This window comes from Komagataeibacter oboediens, assembly GCF_018491655.1.
GTDB lineage: Bacteria > Pseudomonadota > Alphaproteobacteria > Acetobacterales > Acetobacteraceae > Komagataeibacter > Komagataeibacter oboediens.
In genome coordinates, this window is record NZ_JABLUU010000015.1 from 46,090 (window position 1) to 62,609 (window position 16,520).

At 61.9% G+C, this 16,520-nt stretch carries 13 protein-coding genes and 2 tRNA genes; 5 read left to right on the forward strand and 10 right to left on the reverse strand.

Annotated elements, in window-relative coordinates:
- Positions 1 to 502 precede the first annotated feature (502 nt).
- Positions 503 to 715: a hypothetical protein gene (locus tag HNO79_RS12305; RefSeq protein WP_042658869.1), complete on the forward strand. Its 213-nt coding sequence runs from the start codon at positions 503 to 505 to the stop codon at positions 713 to 715.
- 72 nt (positions 716 to 787) lie between these two features.
- On the opposite strand, the gene ilvD is transcribed toward HNO79_RS12305, so the two are convergent.
- Positions 788 to 2,650, reverse strand: coding sequence for a dihydroxy-acid dehydratase (ilvD, locus tag HNO79_RS12310; protein WP_214165328.1), 1,863 nt, complete (start codon positions 2,648 to 2,650; stop codon positions 788 to 790).
- Between the two features lie 200 nt (positions 2,651 to 2,850).
- On the opposite strand from ilvD, the gene HNO79_RS12315 reads away from it, so the two are divergent.
- Positions 2,851 to 4,980, forward strand: coding sequence for an AsmA family protein (locus tag HNO79_RS12315; protein ID WP_214165329.1), 2,130 nt, complete (start codon positions 2,851 to 2,853; stop codon positions 4,978 to 4,980).
- A gap of 96 nt (positions 4,981 to 5,076) precedes the next feature.
- Positions 5,077 to 5,151: transfer RNA gene (locus HNO79_RS12320), tRNA-Thr, on the forward strand.
- A 211-nt stretch (positions 5,152 to 5,362) separates the two neighbouring features.
- Here the strand turns inward: HNO79_RS12320 and HNO79_RS12325 are convergent.
- The gene (locus tag HNO79_RS12325) at positions 5,363 to 5,926 is read right to left on the reverse strand and encodes a DsbA family protein (protein WP_214165330.1); all 564 of its coding nucleotides are present in this window, start codon (positions 5,924 to 5,926) and stop codon (positions 5,363 to 5,365) included.
- A 223-nt stretch (positions 5,927 to 6,149) separates the two neighbouring features.
- On the opposite strand from HNO79_RS12325, the gene HNO79_RS12330 reads away from it, so the two are divergent.
- Positions 6,150 to 7,517 (forward strand): 8-oxoguanine deaminase, encoded by a 1,368-nt coding sequence (locus tag HNO79_RS12330; RefSeq protein ID WP_214165331.1) that lies wholly within the window; start codon positions 6,150 to 6,152, stop codon positions 7,515 to 7,517.
- 157 nt (positions 7,518 to 7,674) lie between these two features.
- Here the strand turns inward: HNO79_RS12330 and HNO79_RS12335 are convergent, their stop codons facing one another.
- The 5 genes from HNO79_RS12335 to HNO79_RS12355 form a co-directional block, all read right to left on the reverse strand.
- Entirely contained in the window at positions 7,675 to 8,625 is a 951-nt protein-coding gene (locus HNO79_RS12335) for an SDR family NAD(P)-dependent oxidoreductase (protein ID WP_244987535.1), read from the reverse strand.
- A 423-nt stretch (positions 8,626 to 9,048) separates the two neighbouring features.
- Positions 9,049 to 9,139: transfer RNA gene (locus HNO79_RS12340), tRNA-Ser, on the reverse strand.
- Positions 9,140 to 9,283: 144 nt separating this feature from the next.
- A complete protein-coding gene (gene lepA / locus HNO79_RS12345) occupies positions 9,284 to 11,089 on the reverse strand; it encodes a translation elongation factor 4 (RefSeq protein WP_010514632.1) in 1,806 nt (601 codons plus the stop codon).
- A gap of 84 nt (positions 11,090 to 11,173) precedes the next feature.
- Positions 11,174 to 11,845 (reverse strand): helix-turn-helix transcriptional regulator, encoded by a 672-nt coding sequence (locus HNO79_RS12350; protein WP_010514633.1) that lies wholly within the window; start codon positions 11,843 to 11,845, stop codon positions 11,174 to 11,176.
- Positions 11,842 to 12,060 carry a hypothetical protein gene (locus tag HNO79_RS12355; RefSeq protein WP_010514634.1) on the reverse strand — a complete coding sequence of 73 codons (219 nt, stop codon included), beginning with the start codon at positions 12,058 to 12,060 and terminating at the stop codon, positions 11,842 to 11,844. Before HNO79_RS12355 ends, HNO79_RS12350 begins: the two co-directional genes overlap by 4 nt.
- A gap of 302 nt (positions 12,061 to 12,362) precedes the next feature.
- Here HNO79_RS12355 and HNO79_RS12360 point away from each other — a divergent pair, with 302 nt between their 5' ends.
- The gene (locus tag HNO79_RS12360; protein WP_010514635.1) at positions 12,363 to 12,872 is read left to right on the forward strand and encodes a hypothetical protein; all 510 of its coding nucleotides are present in this window, start codon (positions 12,363 to 12,365) and stop codon (positions 12,870 to 12,872) included.
- Between the two features lie 162 nt (positions 12,873 to 13,034).
- On the opposite strand, the gene HNO79_RS12365 is transcribed toward HNO79_RS12360, so the two are convergent.
- From HNO79_RS12365 to HNO79_RS12375, 3 genes are all read right to left on the reverse strand, one after another.
- On the reverse strand, positions 13,035 to 13,208 hold the full coding sequence (locus HNO79_RS12365; RefSeq protein WP_214165332.1) for a hypothetical protein: 174 nt from the start codon (positions 13,206 to 13,208) through the stop codon (positions 13,035 to 13,037).
- A gap of 59 nt (positions 13,209 to 13,267) precedes the next feature.
- A complete protein-coding gene (locus tag HNO79_RS12370) occupies positions 13,268 to 15,031 on the reverse strand; it encodes a DEAD/DEAH box helicase (RefSeq protein ID WP_010514638.1) in 1,764 nt (587 codons plus the stop codon).
- 461 nt (positions 15,032 to 15,492) lie between these two features.
- Positions 15,493 to 16,479, reverse strand: coding sequence for a zinc-dependent alcohol dehydrogenase family protein (locus HNO79_RS12375; protein ID WP_010514639.1), 987 nt, complete (start codon positions 16,477 to 16,479; stop codon positions 15,493 to 15,495).
- Between the last annotated feature and the right edge of the window lie 41 nt (positions 16,480 to 16,520).

A 16,520-nucleotide genomic window follows, 5' to 3' on the forward strand; every position in this document is an offset into this window, starting at 1 on the left:
AACCGCTTTCTTCCCCGACTGTCACGGGGTGGCGGCGGCATATCAGCCTTACGCAATATGGGCAGTCCAGTGCCTGTCGTGCAAGACCTGAAGCCAGATACCATCATGTGCATGAAGGGGCCGGAGACAGACCGGAAGGTTCATATACTTTATCACTGAAAGATAAATATTTCAGTTCCGTCATGTACATCATGTATTTCTTTGATATCTGTCTGCCATATTTCCAGAAGTCATGGAAATGCCATAATAATCGTCTTTTTCAGGCCTGCATTCCCGCTACCGTAAGGTGTCGGGATGTCCTGTCGCATGCCGCAGGCCGTATCCGGCAACCCCCTGTAGAAACAGGTTTTTGCGGGTTTGCGACGGGGGAACTTCCACTTGCCTGCCGCGTTTGCGGCGGGTAACGGAAATCAGAAGAATACTGTCGGCGGCAGCATGCGGGACGGTTCGCCCCATGGGGAACCACGCGGGCTGGCAGACCGATGGTATGGGTCAGGAAACCATGTTTGAGTCAAAGATCATAGAAGTGGATGGCGTGTTCGTGGGGGCGGCCATCATAACGGGCATTGCCTCCTCGCTGCGTTTTTACGCAACTCATGACAGCGTCCGCTCAATGCATAACGCCATCCTTCCCGATCTGGTGGCGCTGAAGCAGCGGGTGACGGCGACTTTCCGCCGCATGGGGCACAAGGCCATCGCCTTCCGCGAGGCATAGCCGCAGAACGCACAACGCCCCGGCGGGAGTCTGTCCCGCCGGGGCGTTGTCTGTCGCAGTGCGCCGGAGGCGTCAGCGGCTGGTGCGGCGTCCAAGCTGGCTGACATCACGCACCGCCCCGCGCGCGGCGCTGGTGGTCAGGGCGCTGTAGGCCTGCAGGGCGACCGAAACCTCGCGCGTGCGGTCCGGCTGCCATGCCCGGTCGCCGCGCTCTTCCATTTCGTCGCGGCGGGCGGCCAGTTCTGCATCCGTGACGGTAGTGCGCAGGATGCGGTTGGGAATGTCGATCTCGATGGTGTCGCCTTCATGCAGAAGGCCGATGATGCCGCCTTCCGCCGCCTCGGGCGAGATATGGCCGATCGACAGCCCCGAACTGCCGCCGGAGAAGCGGCCATCGGTGATCAGGGCGCATTTTTCGGCCAGCCCCTTGGACTTCAGGTAGCTGGTCGGATACAGCATTTCCTGCATGCCCGGTCCGCCCTTCGGCCCTTCGTAGCGGATGACCACCACATCGCCTGCCACGATTTCGTTGCCGAGGATGGCGGACACGGCGGCATCCTGACTTTCAAAAATACGGGCAGGCCCGGTGAAGGTCAGCAGGTTGTCGGCCACGCCCGCCGTTTTGACGATGGCGCCATCTTCCGCAAGGTTGCCGAACAGGACCGCAAGACCGCCATCCTGACTGTAGGCATGTTCCGCGTCACGGATCGCGCCATTCGCGCGGTCGGTATCCAGCGCCCTGTATCGGCTGGCCTGCGAAAATGCTTCCGTGGTGCGTACGCCGCCGGGAGCCGCGCGGAAGAAGGTACGTGCGTCCTCATCGGCCGTGCTGGTGCTGATATCCCATCTGGCCAGGGCTGCACCCAGATCGGGGGCATGCACGCTGGGGGCTTCCATGTTCAGCAGCCCCATGCGGGCCAGTTCACCCATGATGGCGGGAATGCCGCCAGCGCGGTGCACGTCTTCCATATGGATATCCATGCGCGATGGCGAGACCTTGCACAGGTTGGGCACCTTGTGGGACAGGCGGTCGATGTCGGACATAGTGAAATGCACCTTGCCCTCATGCGCCGCCGCCAGCAGGTGCAGCACGGTATTGGTGGACCCGCCCATGGCGATATCGACCGACATGGCGTTTTCAAACGCGGCCTTGGTGGCGATGCTGCGCGGCAGGGCGGTGGCATCGTCATGTTCGTACCAGCGACGGGCAAGGCCCACGATCTCGCGGCCCGCGCGCTCGAACAGTTCGCGGCGGTCGGCATGGGTCGCGACAAGACTGCCATTGCCCGGCAGTGCAAGGCCCAGCGCCTCGGTCAGGCAGTTCATGGAATTGGCGGTGAACATACCCGAGCATGACCCGCAGGTGGGACAGGCGGAGCGTTCGATCGTGGCCGACTGTTCATCGCTGACATCGGAATTGGCCGCGGCCACCATCGACGTGATGAGGTCAACCTGCTGTTCGGTGCCGTTATTGATGATCTTGCCCGCTTCCATCGGCCCGCCAGAGACGAAGATGGTCGGGATGTTCAGCCGCATCGCCGCCATCAGCATGCCCGGCGTGATCTTGTCGCAGTTGCTTATGCACACCAGCGCGTCGGCGCAGTGGGCGTTGACCATGTATTCCACCGCATCCGCGATCAGTTCGCGCGACGGCAGGCTGTACAGCATGCCGCCATGGCCCATGGCGATGCCGTCATCCACGGCGATGGTGTTGAACTCCCGGCCAATGCCGCCGGCTTCGGCCACGGCGCCCGCCACAAGCTGGCCCAGGTCCTTGAGGTGGACATGACCGGGCACGAACTGCGTGAACGAATTGGCGATGGCGATGATCGGCTTGCCGAAGTCGCCGTCCTTCATGCCGGTTGCACGCCACAGGCTGCGCGCACCGGCCATGTTGCGGCCATGGGTCGTAGTGCGGGAACGATAGGCGGGCATGACAGTGACCTCTCGCGACAATCGGGTTAGCATAGGGGAACGATATTGCCTGACCGCATACAGGACACGCGCGCCGTGCGCCAGTCCAAACCTGCCGTTAACCGTGGGTGGTTAAGGGTGCGGGCAGGGGCCGCAACTCCACATACGGCCAGTCGTTCATCTGATATCGTACCCGTCATTGCACAAGGAGCGCACGCGGCATGCCAGAACCGGACCGTCAGGATGGATCATCCAGAACGCAGCGGCGTGGCGTGCTGGCGCAGATACGCTTTCCGGTGCTGGGGGTTCTGGCTGTGGCTGTCCTGGCGCTGGTCATCTTCTGGTCATGGGACTGGTTCATCCCGCTGGTGGAACGCCGGGCGGAGGCGGCGCTGGGCCGCAGGGTCACGATTGCGCATCTGCATGTCCATCCGGGCCGCGTGATCCGCATCACCGCGGATGACGTGCGTATCGACGAACCCGACGGGTTCGCCACCCTGCCACCCTTCGCCACGGCGGACCATCTGATGGTGGGGATCAACCTGTGGCACCTGCTGGGGGGAATGGTCGACCTGCCGGTCATCGCGCTGGACAGGCCGGTTGTGGAACTGGATGAAAGGCGTGACGGCACGGCCAATTACCATTTTCCCGGCAGCGGTGATGGCGGGTCTACCGCCATGCCGCGGATTGGCGAACTGAACATTGCCGACGGGCAGTTGCATTTCGTGCATGCGGGTCTGCGCAGCGACATGCGTGCGCAGGTGCACACCACTCCCGCGAAGGGGGATGCGCAGGCGCGTATCGTGGCGGATGTGCGCGGTACCTATACCGGGCAGGCCATTACGGGGCGTTTTTCCGGTGGGGCGCTGGTATCACTGGCGGACAGGACGAAACCCTATCCCGTGGATGTCGAGGTGCATCACGGTCCCACGCGCCTGACGCTGGTGGGATCGGTGGATGACCCGATGTCGTTCCGGGGCGCGCGCCTGCGGCTGACACTGGCGGGGCCGGACATGTCGCTGCTGTATCCGCTGACCGGCGTGGTGATCCCGCAGACGCCTGCCTACCATGTGGCGGGCAGCCTTGATTACCATGACCGGCGCGTGCGTTTTCATGATTTCGAGGGCATGGTCGGTTCTAGCGACCTTGGCGGCACGTTGAGCGTCGATCCCCATCAGGTCGTGACATTCGTGGATGCCGAACTGCATTCGCGTCATGTGGACCTGGCGGACCTTGGCGGTTTTTTCGGGGCCACGCCGGGGGACCGTCCCTCCACCGCGCAGCAGGCGGCGGAACAGAAGGCGCATGAGGCCAGTGGTGCCGTCCTGCCCACCACGCCCATCAATATGCCCAAGCTGAAGGCCACCAACGTGCATCTGGCCTATCATGGGGACCATATCGAAAACCGGCATGTGCCGCTGGATAACATTGATGCGCTGGTCGATATCCAGGACGGGACGATCGATGTCCACCATCTGAGCTTTGGCGTGGGCAAGGGCCGGCTTGCCAGCAGCGGCACCTTCGTGCCGCAGGGTAATGGCGTTGACGCGCGCATCCGTATCGACATGGAGCAGATCGACCTTTCCCGCCTCATGCAGGCATTGGGCAATTATCAGGGGCAGGGAACGATCGGCGGCCATATCATGGTCCATGGCCATGGGCAGTCGCTGGCCCAGATCGTGGGCGATGGCAATGGCGGCGTGACCATGGCGCTGGATGAAGGCGGGGATATTTCCGCCATCCTGCCTGACCTGCTGGGGCTGGAACTGGGCAAGGCGCTGCTGTCCGCCCTTGGCCTGCCGGCGAAGACCGACCTGAAATGCCTGATCGCGGACATGCCGCTGCGTGACGGGGTGTTCCATACCAAGACCATGCTGATGGAAACTGGCGATACGTCCACGGTGGGCAAGGGGGACATCAACTTCAGTGACAACACCATCAAATATGCCCTGCTGACACGCTCGCGCCATTTCGCCATCGCGTCCTTCCCCGGTCCGCTGCACATTACCGGTCCGCTGAAGCATCCCAGCATCATGCCCGGGGCGGAGGTGATCGGCCGCGCCGTGGCATCCGTGCTGACAGGCTTCGTCTTCTCCCCCGTGGGGCTTTTGCCCACGATCGAGGCAGGCGTGGGCAAGCAGTCGTCCTGCGCCGAGGCGATCAGGGAGGTAAACGAAAACCCCGCAGCAGGCATCGCGCCTCATGCCTCCCGCCCCATGCGTCGCGCTGCGCGCGCGCACAGGGCTGCGGCGGCGGCACGACCGGCGGACACAGCGGCATCCGGTGGGCTGAGCCGTGCGGAGCGCGAGCGGATCCGTGCCGTGTGGGCGCACCGGATGGCCGCGCATTAAAGGGCGGAATCCCTGCTTGACCATATGGGGCATTTCGGCAAAAAGGGGAAACAGGTGCAGTGAACCGTCGGCATGCCTGACGGGTTCCGCTGCCATGCCGGGTTAGCACAGTGGTAGTGCAGCGGTTTTGTAAACCGAAGGCCGGGGGTTCAAATCCCTCACCCGGCACCATCTTTCCATATAAAACAGTGATTTAGAAAAAGCGTACGGGGCGCATGCGACGCATGTTTCGCACACGACCCCGGCAAAAAAGACGGCATAGGCCAGGCTGTCAGATCAGCCAGACCTGGCGGTGCCGCCTCTGTCCGGAAAGGCGGTGGTGCTGGCGTGCTCTGAAAAAGGCTTCACCGGAAATTTTGATATTCAGGCTGGCGACAGTCCCTCACGCGAAAATACGGTCCATCCAGGCCTCGACCGTATCACCACTGCTGATGGCGGGATCGATCAGTCCGTCCACCATGAAGGTCGGGGAGACGTGGATACCGTTCTGACGGCTGTATTTGCACTGCCATTTGATGGCTTTCTGCAATTCCGGCACGGCAAAGGCCTTCGCCAGTTGCAGGCCGCTGTAGCGCTCGATCCGTTTGATGATGTCGTTTGGCGTCGCATCCATGTTGGGACCGGCGCAGTGATCGGTAAATTCGAATTCCTCGCGGTGCGCAGCCACCGCCCCCATGACGGTGCGGGCGGCTTCCTTGCCCCCTTCCAGCGTGGAGGCCGCAAGGATGCACCTTACGATGACGCCCGAAAACATGTGCCATGGCTGGGACTGCAGGCGGATCCTGATGGTGATCCGGTCCGCGCCAGCCTTTTCCAGCAGGTCGGGCAGTTTGCTGAAGGCCCGGCACGAGAACGGGCAGGTCGGTTCAAGGAAGGCTTCAAAATTACGCGGGCCATGTCCCCATACAAGTGGATCGACATGCAGGGGAGCAGGGGTTGCTGGCATGGTGCTGGTTCCTTCATGCTGTGGTGGCGACAGGATTGTCCCGATTAATGGAACATGGGGGAAGCCTGCCGGTTCATCCACTGTCTTTCTACCCTGTGGACCGGATGCATCCATCATGCAGGCAGCGCCTGATTCCGCCAGGTGGACATGTTCTTCCATATGGTCAGTATGCGTAAAAACCGGCATATACGGAACGTTTTCCCTTCCCGTATGGTGGTATTGCATGGTCCGCACCCTTTTGCTCAAGAATGCGCTGCGTCTGGTCACGATGGATGCCGCAAGGCGCGAAATCGAAGGGGGATGGGTACTGGTGCGGGACCGGCAGGTCGCAGCTATTGGCACGCCAGCGGACCCGTTGCCCGTCGCGGATGATGTCATGGACATGACGGGGCATGTGGTGATGCCGGGCATGGTCAATACCCACCACCATATGTACCAGACCCTGACGCGTGTCATTCCTGCAGCACAGGATGCGTCCCTGTTCGGGTGGCTGCAGGCGCTCTATCCCATATGGGCGGGCCTGACGCCGGAGATGATCCGTGTGTCCGCCTGTACCGCCATGACGGAACTGCTGTGGTCGGGATGCACCACCACCAGCGATCACCTGTACCTGTTTCCCAATGGCGCGCGCCTGGATGATGAAATTGAGGCGGCAGGGCAGATGGGCATACGGTTCCATGCCGCCCGTGGCGCGATGAGTGTCGGGGAAAGCAAGGGCGGCCTGCCACCAGACCGGGTTGTGGAAGATGAGGACGCCATCCTGTCGGACATGCAGCGCGTGATCGAAACCTACCATGACCCGGCACCGCTTGCGATGCTGCGGGTGGCGGTGGCCCCCTGTTCGCCTTTTTCCGTCAGTCGCGACCTTATGCGCAATGCCGCCGCCCTTGCGCGTGCAACGGGGACGATGCTGCATACCCATCTGGCGGAAAACGCCAGCGACATTGCCTACAGCCGCGAGAAATTCAACATGACCCCCGCCGAATATGCCGAGGACACCGGCTGGATCGGCAGCGATGTCTGGCATGCGCATTGCGTGCAGCTGGATGATGCGGGCATTCACCGTTTTGGCGCGACCCATACCGGCATGGCGCATTGTCCGTGTTCCAACATGCGGCTGGGCTCAGGCATCGCCCCCGTGCGCCGTATGGTGGCGGCGGGCATGCGGGTCGGGCTGGGGGTGGATGGTTCGGCCTCCAACGATGGCAGCCATATGCTGGGGGAGGCCCGTCAGGCCATGCTGCTGGGGCGTCTGCTGCCCACGGCTGACAACCGGCCCATGATGCAGGCGCGTGAGGTGCTGGAACTGGCAACCCGTGGTGGCGCCGCCGTGCTGGGGCGTCATGATGTCGGCTATCTGGCCCCCGGCATGGCCGCCGATATCGTGGCGTTCGACATGCGCGGAATCGACCATGCGGGCGCGCAGTCCGACCCGGTGGCGGCACTGGTGTTCTGTACGCCGGGCAGGGTGTCATGCAGCATTGTCAATGGCCGGGTGCTGATCCGCGATGGCCAGTTCACGGCGCATGACCCGGCCGCACTGGCGCGCCAGCATAATGCGCTGGCCCGCGAACTGCTGGAGAAATCCTGATACGTCGCTGACCGGAAATGAACAAAGGTTTCCATATACCGCCTTTTTTCAAAAAGGCGGTGTTCTTCGAAGCTTTTTGAAAACAGCTTCATTCGAAACGTCTGTTTAATCTGTACGACGCTTCATGAACCGGCAGGTTGAAGCAATCCCTGATCCGTCACATGCGTGAGGTGCGTCGTTTATAGGTGCGGTAGCCCATCCGGCCCAGAATCTTCATGACCGGCAGGCTGAGGTTGAGCAGCCCCTGCGACGCCAGGCAGGCATGTGTGAACAGTTTGTCAAAGACGGAACTGAAAATTTCCCGGCTGTTGCGTTCGCAGCATTCCAGTATCCGCTGCGCCGTGACATCGGGTTCCTGCGGCTGGTCGATGAAATTGTATATCGACCCGCCAGCATCCATTTCACGGCGCAGCATCGGCGTATTGACGCTGGCGGGATAGATGGATGACACCTGTATGCGCCGGGGCCGCAGTTCCTGTTCCAGCGCACGGGCGAAACCGCGCAGGCCGAATTTGGCGGCCGTATAGACACTGCTGCCTGCCAGCGGGAAAACTGCCGCCATGGAATTGACGAATACGATATGCCCCCCGCGCCGCATGGCGGGCAACAGGGTATTGGTCAGTTCAATCGGCGCGGCCAGGTCAACCGCGATTTGGTCGGCAATTTCCTGCGTGCCCATTTCGCCAACTGCCCGGGGCGTGATGATTCCCGCGCAATGTACGATCACATCCAGCTGCGGGGCATGGGTGAGGATTGTTTCGGCAGCCGTGCGTATGCTGTCCATATCGGTCAGGTCACAGGCAATCGATGTGACGCCGGGCATGTCCGCCTGTACCTGTCGGGATAATATGACAACGCGGTAGCCACACCCGAGCATGCGGCGCACCAGTGCCTGTCCAATACCGCCGGTAGCCCCTGTTACGACGGCGATCCTGCCTGTTGCTGGCGTACCGGTCCTGTCCTTTAAATTACTATTTTCCAACGAACTACTTACTTCCCTGACCGCAATGCCCTGTCGTAGCGCCTGATACGCGTCCGACCCGGCATTCCGCAAGGGCTTTTCCCTGCGATGAAGGGGAATGTCTACCCCCTGCCTGATCATGTCCATGGTATCTGTCATAAAATGATACGTCGAGAACCGGATCGCTCTCGTCTGATCCACGGTCTCGATGACATTAATTCATAATGCGAACAATTCCCGGACCGGACAGGGGGTGTGTCTATCTCATTGCGTATCTTTTCAGGCACCAATGTGCGACGGCCCATCGCTTCCTTGCAGTCGGTCGTGCCCAGCAGTTTTGATTGCTTCCGCCTTGTGCCCGCTCCTGGCACCGAAAGCCCTGCCTATGTCCTGGCAGCACTTACGCGGCACATGAAAGCGCATGCTCCATGTCCGGGCACCGGGGCGTTGGAAGATGGTGTGCATATCGTTCATATCTTACGATATATAACGATGCACATGTCACGATACCATGCACAACTGCAACGTCGGCAGTATCTAACTGACTGATTTTATAGGAAAAAAGGAACATGGCGGAGAGAGTGGGATTCGAACCCACGGTACGCTATTAACGTACACACGCTTTCCAAGCGTGCGCCTTAAGCCGCTCGGCCATCTCTCCAGCCGGTACCGGACTGTATGCCCCCATGTCTGGTGGCGGTGTCCGATGCGGCGGAACATATCACCAATTTTCATTGGCGCAAGTAGAAAACGCCATGCCCGCCCGGCCTGTCGCTATTGTAGCGCGGGCAGGCCGGGCAGGAGGTTACTGGTCCATCTTCAGTGCGGCGAGGAACGCGCTCTGCGGGATTTCGACCTTGCCGAACTGACGCATACGCTTCTTGCCTTCCTTCTGCTTTTCCAGAAGTTTGCGCTTACGTGAAATGTCACCGCCATAACATTTTGCCGTCACGTCCTTGGACATGGCGCCAATGGTCTCACGCGCGATGATCCGGCTGCCAATGGCCGCCTGCACCGCAATCTTGAACAACTGGCGGGGGATCAGCTCCTTCAGCTTGGCGCAGATGGACCGCCCGCGCGTTTCCGCGGCGGAGCGGTGGGCGATAAACGACAGCGCATCCACCGGTTCCTGATTGACGAGGATGGAGATGCGCACGAGATCGCTCTCTTCATACCCGTCCATCTGGTAGTCGAAGCTGGCGTAGCCGCGCGTGACCGATTTCAGGCGATCGTAGAAGTCGAACACGACCTCGTTCAGCGGCAGGCGGTAGACCGCCATGGCCCGGTTGCCGACATAGGTCAGGTCCGCCTGTATGCCACGGCGTTCACTGCACAGGGTCAGTACCGCGCCAAGGTATTCGTCCGGCACCATGATGGTGGCCTTGATCCATGGCTCCTCGATCTTCTCGATCAGGGACAGGTCAGGCATGTCGGCGGGGTTGTGCAGCTCCTCCGTCTCGCCATTCGTCAGCAGCATCTTGTAGACGACGGAGGGAGCGGTGGCGATCAGGTCGAGGTTGAACTCGCGGCTCAGGCGTTCCTGAATGATCTCAAGATGCAGCAGCCCAAGGAACCCGCACCGGAAACCGAAGCCAAGGGCGGCGGAGGTTTCGGCCTCGTAGTGGAAGGATGCATCGTTCAGCCGCAGCTTGGACAGGCTGTCGCGCAGCTTTTCAAAATCATCGGCCACGACCGGGTACAGGCCGCACCACACCACGGGGATGGAGGGCTTGAAGCCCGCCAGCGGTTCACTGGCCGGGCGGCGGTCATCGGTAATGGTGTCGCCCACGTTGGTATCGGCCACGGTCTTGATGGCGGCGTTGATGTAGCCGATTTCACCCGGACCCAGTTCGTCCACGTTGGTCATGCGCGGGGCGAATACGCCTACCTGATCGACCTGATGCACCACGCCGGTAGACATCATGCGGATGCGCATGCCGCGTTTCAGGCGCCCTTCCTTCACGCGCACCAGCGTGATGACGCCCAGGTACGGGTCGTACCAGCTATCGACCAGCAGTGCCTTCAGCGGGGCTTCGGCATCGCCGGTGGGCGGCGGCAGGCGCTTGACCAGCGCTTCCAGAACGGCCTCGATGTTCAGACCGGTCTTGGCCGACACCTCCACCGCGTCATCCGCCGGGATGCCGACCACTTCCTCAATCTGTTCCTTCACCCGTGCGCAGTCGGCGGCGGGCAGGTCGACCTTGTTAAGGACCGGTACGATTTCATGGTTGGCATCGATGGCCTGGTACACGTTGGCCAGTGTCTGCGCCTCGACTCCCTGTGACGCATCGACCACCAGCAGCGACCCCTCGCACGCGGCAAGCGAACGGCTGACCTCATACGCGAAGTCCACGTGGCCCGGCGTGTCCATAAGGTTCAGGACATAGGTCCTGCCATCTTCCGCGGGGTAGGACAGGCGCACGGTCTGCGCCTTGATGGTGATGCCACGTTCACGTTCCAGATCCATGTTGTCCAGAACCTGATTGGTCATTTCCCGCTGTGTCAGCGCGCCGCAGGCCTGGATCAGGCGGTCGGCCAGGGTGGATTTCCCATGGTCGATATGCGCGATGATCGAGAAATTGCGGATCAGGGAGAGGGGCGTGTCGGTCATGGGCGAGACATAGTGTAAATCGGGGAGAAAGTCAGCCGCTACCTGTCATGGTAGCACGGAAAATATCACCGCCTGCACGCAATGTTACATACAGGCCATCGTGATGCGGTGAATGCGGGTCGCGCCATCAACGATGATTTCCTCCCCCTCGATCGCGGCCAGTCCCTTTATGCGCACCAGTTCATGCAGGGGGGCGGTCACGGGGGCGTCGTGCCAGCGTTCCGTCACCAGCCCGCAGCATGAGGTGCCCTGCGGCGTGTGAAGCAGGACGCGGTCATTTACCCGGATCGCGGCGGTGGGGGAGACGACCAGCGTCCCCCCCTTGCGGAAGATCGGCTCCATGGTGTCGCAATCCACATGTACGGCATAGGAATGGTGATCGGCCATGCCGTGGAATTCCCACTTTTCCCACCGTTCCCCATCCGGCAGGCCGGTTTCGTCAAACAGTTCAGGGTGGGCAAGCTGTGAGAATGGGGCGATCTTCAGGTGGGAATGATGGGCTTTTGCCATGGCGTCGGGGTCATGGTGCCCGGACAGCAGCCGGCTGAAGCCTTCAAACGAAATGCCCGTGGCCGACAGCGTGCGCGCCAGGCTTTCGGTCCCGGGCCAGCGGGGCCGCCCCGAGGATGTGATGCGCTTGGACGGGTTGAAGGTCGTGCTGTCCAGTCCCGCTGCCCGCGCAAGGCCGGAGGGGGTCAGCCCCCGTTCCGCGGCCAGCCGGTCGATGGCGCGCCAGATGTCGTCATGGCTGATCATGCGGGCAGTTTCAGTATTTCGGTCCGGTGGCGGGCATCGCCCGCCCCGGTCAGGGTGAAGCGGTCGGCCCCCGTGCTGCGGGCCAGTCCCATCTCGTTCAGCCTGCGCAGGCAGGGCCCGTCGGGCACGTTGGCCGGACGACCGTCATTCCCGCTCAGTTTCAGGCGGTGCAGGGCCGAACGGCAGCATGTTTCAAGATAAGGTTCATTCCACATGGGACAGGGACCGCCAAGGAACAGGAACAGGCACCGCCACCTTTTTACGACGGTTTGTTACCGGGATTTCAGGCAGACGTGCTTTCCCCTGTTCACATAGTGGCATTATTGCGGCATGTCCACCATGCGGGGCGGCCTTCCCTGCGCCTGCAGGAACAGAGGTATGTGCTGCATGCGCTACGCATTGGGGAATTGGTTACTATATCTAGGCATAGAGTGGGCGCATCGTCATATTCCTGACCGATATATGACCTATGCTTGTATAAAGTGCTGTAGAAAACAATCGATCCAAGGTTCTGTTGATGAAATTCCATACGTATCTTCTTGCCCTGTCCGTGGCTGGTGCAACTGTTGCCGGGTCGGTGGGGGCCATGGCGGCTGACTGTAACAACAGCCAGAATACCCCGAAATGGGATGTGCTGGGCCGTGTGGCGCAGCAGAGCGATTGCGCGGATAACCGTCTGCAGTCCTACCGGAACAACCTGAGCCAGCGTGAACAGGCGCTTAAGAATGGTCCGCAGAACCTGAAGCAGGACTACGACAACAAGATGAACAGCCTGCATGACAGCACGGTTGGCCGCTGGGATAGCGCGCGCGATGCCGAAAAGCAGAAGCTGACGGATGAACGCGACCGCGTTGACCAGAAGATCCAGAACGGTCGTGACCGTCTGGATGCGATTCGCAATACCCCGAAAAACCGTCTGGACAGCCTGCGTAATGCCGGGAGCGAAGAGCGCCAGCGCTGGGATAACCTGAAAAGCCAGACCGGCTCCGATGTCAGCAACTTCCTTGGCGGCAGCAACAGCCAGTAAGGCTGTGCTGCAGGGTTCCGTGCCGATGGTAGGGGATCCGCCCGTCAGGGTGTTGCAGGGTTCGTTCCCCTTGGGTACGGGCCCTTTTTCGTAAGGGCTGGCTGAAAAGCTGGCTTATGAAACATCCTGTAAATGTACTGAATGTTTTGGGTGATGCTTTTTTCAGAAAGCTTCGGTGAACGCCGCTTTTTTGGGAAAAGGCGGCACCCAGAAACTTTTATTCACGATTTGTTTTTGAATAGTTTTCAAGGACTGCTGTGCCAGGGCGGCAGGTCTGCAAGGCAGCGCAGGCAGGATATGGCAATCCGCTCCTGTCCGGAGGCCGGAAACAGACATGCCCGGCTGGGCCGGGCATGAAAGCAACACGTCGTATTTTATCGGGGCATGTCCCGCGTTTATGAACGCGGACGCTTGCGTGAGGACGCACCACTGCGTGGCGGTCCGCCAAACCCGCCACCGGGACGGCCCCCGCCGGGCTTGCGCCCGAACGGACGTCCGCCACGCGGCGGTCCGCTACGGCGGGGTGCGCCGCCAGCCGGTGCGCTGGCAGGTGAGATCTGCACTTCGTCATTCTCGATCGCGGCAATGCACGAACGGAATTTTTCGGTCGAATCCGGGGTAATCTCGAACAGGGTCTGGGTATCGTTGATGCGGATCGCACCGATATCCGCCTTGCGCACGCCACCAAGGCGGCAGATCAGCGGAATCAGCCACTTGGGATCAGCCTTTTCCTGCCGGCCCACGTTCATGGCGAACCAGGCACCCGGTTCGGCGCTGGCGTAGCTGTCGCGCGTGGGGCGGGTGCCGTCACGCTCGCTGCGTTCGCGCGGGGGACGCGGGGCGTCAGGGGTGATGTGACGCACGTTTTCCGGTGCAGGCAGGCGGGCGCGGTACATCTGCAGCAGGGCAGCGGCCAGCTGTTCGCTGGTGCGGCCTTCAACCAGCTGGCCAACCAGTTCCTTGTCCGCTTCGGCCACGTCCTCGTTCAGGACGGGATCGGCCAGCAGGCGCTTGGCGTCGTTGGCGCGGATTTCGGCGGCTGTCGGCACGCCGGACCATGTTGCCGTGATCTTTGCACCCTGCATCAGGCGTTCGGCACGGCGACGCTGTGACATGGGCACCATCAGCACGCACACACCCTTGCGCCCCGCGCGGCCCGTGCGGCCCGAACGGTGCAGCAGGGTGGCGGGATCGGTCGGCAGGGTTGCATGGATCACCAGCGCCAGTGCGGGAATGTCGATGCCACGGGCGGCAACGTCAGTTGCAACGCACACATTGGCCTGACCCTTGCGCAGGCTGTCGATGGCGCGCGTACGCTCGTTCTGCCCCAGTTCACCAGACAGCGCGACGGAGGAGAAGCCGCGCTCCACCAGCGCGGCCTGCATGTGACGCACCATTTCACGGGTTGCGCAGAACACCATGGTGGTCTGGCTGTCGGTGTAGCGCAGCACGTTCACAACGGCGGGGATCAGTTCGCGCGCATCGGCCACGATGGCGCGGTATTCGATATCGGCATGCTGCTTGGCGCCCGACAGGGTGTCGATACGCACGGCGTCGTTCTGGTAACGCCGCGCCAGCGATGCGATTTCCTTGGCGATGGTGGCCGAGAACAGCAGCGTACGCCGCGTCTTGGGCATGGCGTCAAGCAGTTGCTCCAGTTCATCCCGGAAGCCGAGGTCGAGCATCTCGTCCGCTTCATCCAGCACGACCACGCGCAGCTGTGACATGTCCAGACGGCCACGCGACTGATGATCGCACAGTCGCCCCGGCGTGCCGACCACGATATGCGCGCCCATCTGCAGGGCGCGGGCTTCACGCCGTGCGTCCATGCCGCCGATGCACGATACGATACGCCCGCCAGCAGGCGCATACAGCCACGTCAGTTCACGCGTGACCTGCATGGCCAGTTCGCGTGTCGGCGCAATGATGACGGCCAGCGGCGGACCCGCCGGGCCAAAGCGTTCGGCTCCACCCAGCAGGGTATCGGCCATGGCCAGGCCGAAGGCGACGGTCTTGCCCGACCCGGTCTGGGCGGAAACAAGCAGGTCGCGCCCTTCGGCGGCGACATCCAGTACGGCTGTCTGGACGGGGGTGGGATTATCGTACCCACGCTCGTCCAGCGCGCGTTGCAGGGCGGGGTGGGTTTCGGGAAACGGCATGTATCGGGCAATCCGGACAAAAACATGAAGAACACAGGCGACGCAGGAAGGAAACTGGCCGCCGGCCGTGTTCATGCGTCAGGGGAGAAGGCCGGTGCATAAAGAATGATTGCCCCAAAAGCCAGAATTAATAATGGCCGGGCCGTTTTTGCGACGCTTCCCGATCCCTTTCGGGGGATATTTTCCGCATGGGTGACACCCACACCCTTCAGCCTGCCAGCGCTGCTATGTGCCGCAGGCTGCCTGAAAAGCCTGCCCGGGGCACATCGGGCAGTCATGGGGAAACTTCCTGCACATTGCTTCAGGGAGCGTTGCCTTTCTGGGCAAAGGCGACGCCTGAAACATTTTAATATTATTTATCAATAAGTTATTTTCAGGTTTCCTGACAACATGCAGGCGGTTCCAGGGTGGAAAAATACCCGCTCCGGCCATGGCCCCGCCCGCCGGGTTGCGGCGTCCGGTCAGGGTACCAGCACCGCGGCCCCTTCAAACCGGCCATGGCGCAGGTCATCCAGCGCCCTGTTGGCCTCTTTCAGCGGATAGGGGGTTGTCGTGGTGCGTATGCCCACGCGCGGCACCAGTTCAAGGAAATCGATGCCATCCTGCCGTGTGAGGTTCGCGACCGAGACGATCTGCCGTTCCTCCCACAGCAGGTCATAGGAAAAGGCGGGGATCTCACTCATGTGGATGCCCGCGCACACCACACGACCGGCCTTGTGCACGGCCTTCAGCGCCGCAGGCACCAGCGCGCCCACCGGGGCGAAGATGATGGTGGCATCCAGCTGTTCAGGCGGCATCTCGTCCGATCCACCTGCCCAGACACACCCCAGCGACCGGGCGAATTCCTGCGTTTTCGTATCGCCCGGACGGGTAAAGGCATAGACCGAGCGCCCCTGCCACACCGCCACCTGCGCAATGATGTGGGCCGCGGCCCCGAAACCGTACAGCCCGATGCTGCGCGCCTCCTTGCCCGCCATGACCAGCGACCGCCAGCCGATCAGCCCCGCGCAGAGCAGCGGGGCCGTTGCCACGTCGTCATCGCCATCGGGCAGGGGGAAGGTGAAATGCGCATCCGCCACCGCCATGGTGGCATACCCGCCATCGCGCGTGTAGCCGGTGAATAGCGGGTGGTCGCACAGGTTTTCGTGGTCGGTTTCACAGTAATGGCAGCAGCCACAGGTATGGCCCAGCCACGGAATGCCCACGCGCTGGCCCATGTGCAGACCTTCCACATTCGGGCCGATGGCATCGATCCGGCCCACGATTTCATGCCCCGGCGTCAGTGCATGGCCGGGAAATGGCAGGTCCGCATCCACCACATGCAGGTCCGTGCGGCACACGCCACACGCCCCCACCTTCACGCGGATCTGCCCCGGTCCCGGCATGGGATCGGGCAGTTCGGTCCATTGCAGGGGGGTATGGGGGGCAAGCAGTCGCATTGCGTACATGGGGTCCGCTCCTTGGCTGTCAGGGCGCGGCCTGCAGGCCG

What these genes read in the sequence shown, in the direction of transcription:
- HNO79_RS12330 (WP_214165331.1), top strand. Translation starts at nt 6,150, where the DNA reads ATGGTCCGCACCCTTTTGCTCAAGAATGCGCTGCGTCTGGTCACGATG.
- HNO79_RS12305 (WP_042658869.1), top strand. Translation starts at nt 503, where the DNA reads ATGTTTGAGTCAAAGATCATAGAAGTGGATGGCGTGTTCGTGGGGGCG.
- HNO79_RS12315 (WP_214165329.1), top strand. Translation starts at nt 2,851, where the DNA reads ATGCCAGAACCGGACCGTCAGGATGGATCATCCAGAACGCAGCGGCGT.
- HNO79_RS12325 (WP_214165330.1), bottom strand. Translation starts at nt 5,926, where the DNA reads ATGCCAGCAACCCCTGCTCCCCTGCATGTCGATCCACTTGTATGGGGA.
- ilvD (WP_214165328.1), bottom strand. Translation starts at nt 2,650, where the DNA reads ATGCCCGCCTATCGTTCCCGCACTACGACCCATGGCCGCAACATGGCC.
- HNO79_RS12335 (WP_244987535.1), bottom strand. Translation starts at nt 8,625, where the DNA reads ATGGACATGATCAGGCAGGGGGTAGACATTCCCCTTCATCGCAGGGAA.
- HNO79_RS12350 (WP_010514633.1), bottom strand. Translation starts at nt 11,845, where the DNA reads ATGATCAGCCATGACGACATCTGGCGCGCCATCGACCGGCTGGCCGCG.
- HNO79_RS12360 (WP_010514635.1), top strand. Translation starts at nt 12,363, where the DNA reads ATGAAATTCCATACGTATCTTCTTGCCCTGTCCGTGGCTGGTGCAACT.
- HNO79_RS12365 (WP_214165332.1), bottom strand. Translation starts at nt 13,208, where the DNA reads ATGTCTGTTTCCGGCCTCCGGACAGGAGCGGATTGCCATATCCTGCCT.
- lepA (WP_010514632.1), bottom strand. Translation starts at nt 11,089, where the DNA reads ATGACCGACACGCCCCTCTCCCTGATCCGCAATTTCTCGATCATCGCG.
- HNO79_RS12355 (WP_010514634.1), bottom strand. Translation starts at nt 12,060, where the DNA reads ATGTGGAATGAACCTTATCTTGAAACATGCTGCCGTTCGGCCCTGCAC.
- HNO79_RS12370 (WP_010514638.1), bottom strand. Translation starts at nt 15,031, where the DNA reads ATGCCGTTTCCCGAAACCCACCCCGCCCTGCAACGCGCGCTGGACGAG.
- HNO79_RS12375 (WP_010514639.1), bottom strand. Translation starts at nt 16,479, where the DNA reads ATGTACGCAATGCGACTGCTTGCCCCCCATACCCCCCTGCAATGGACC.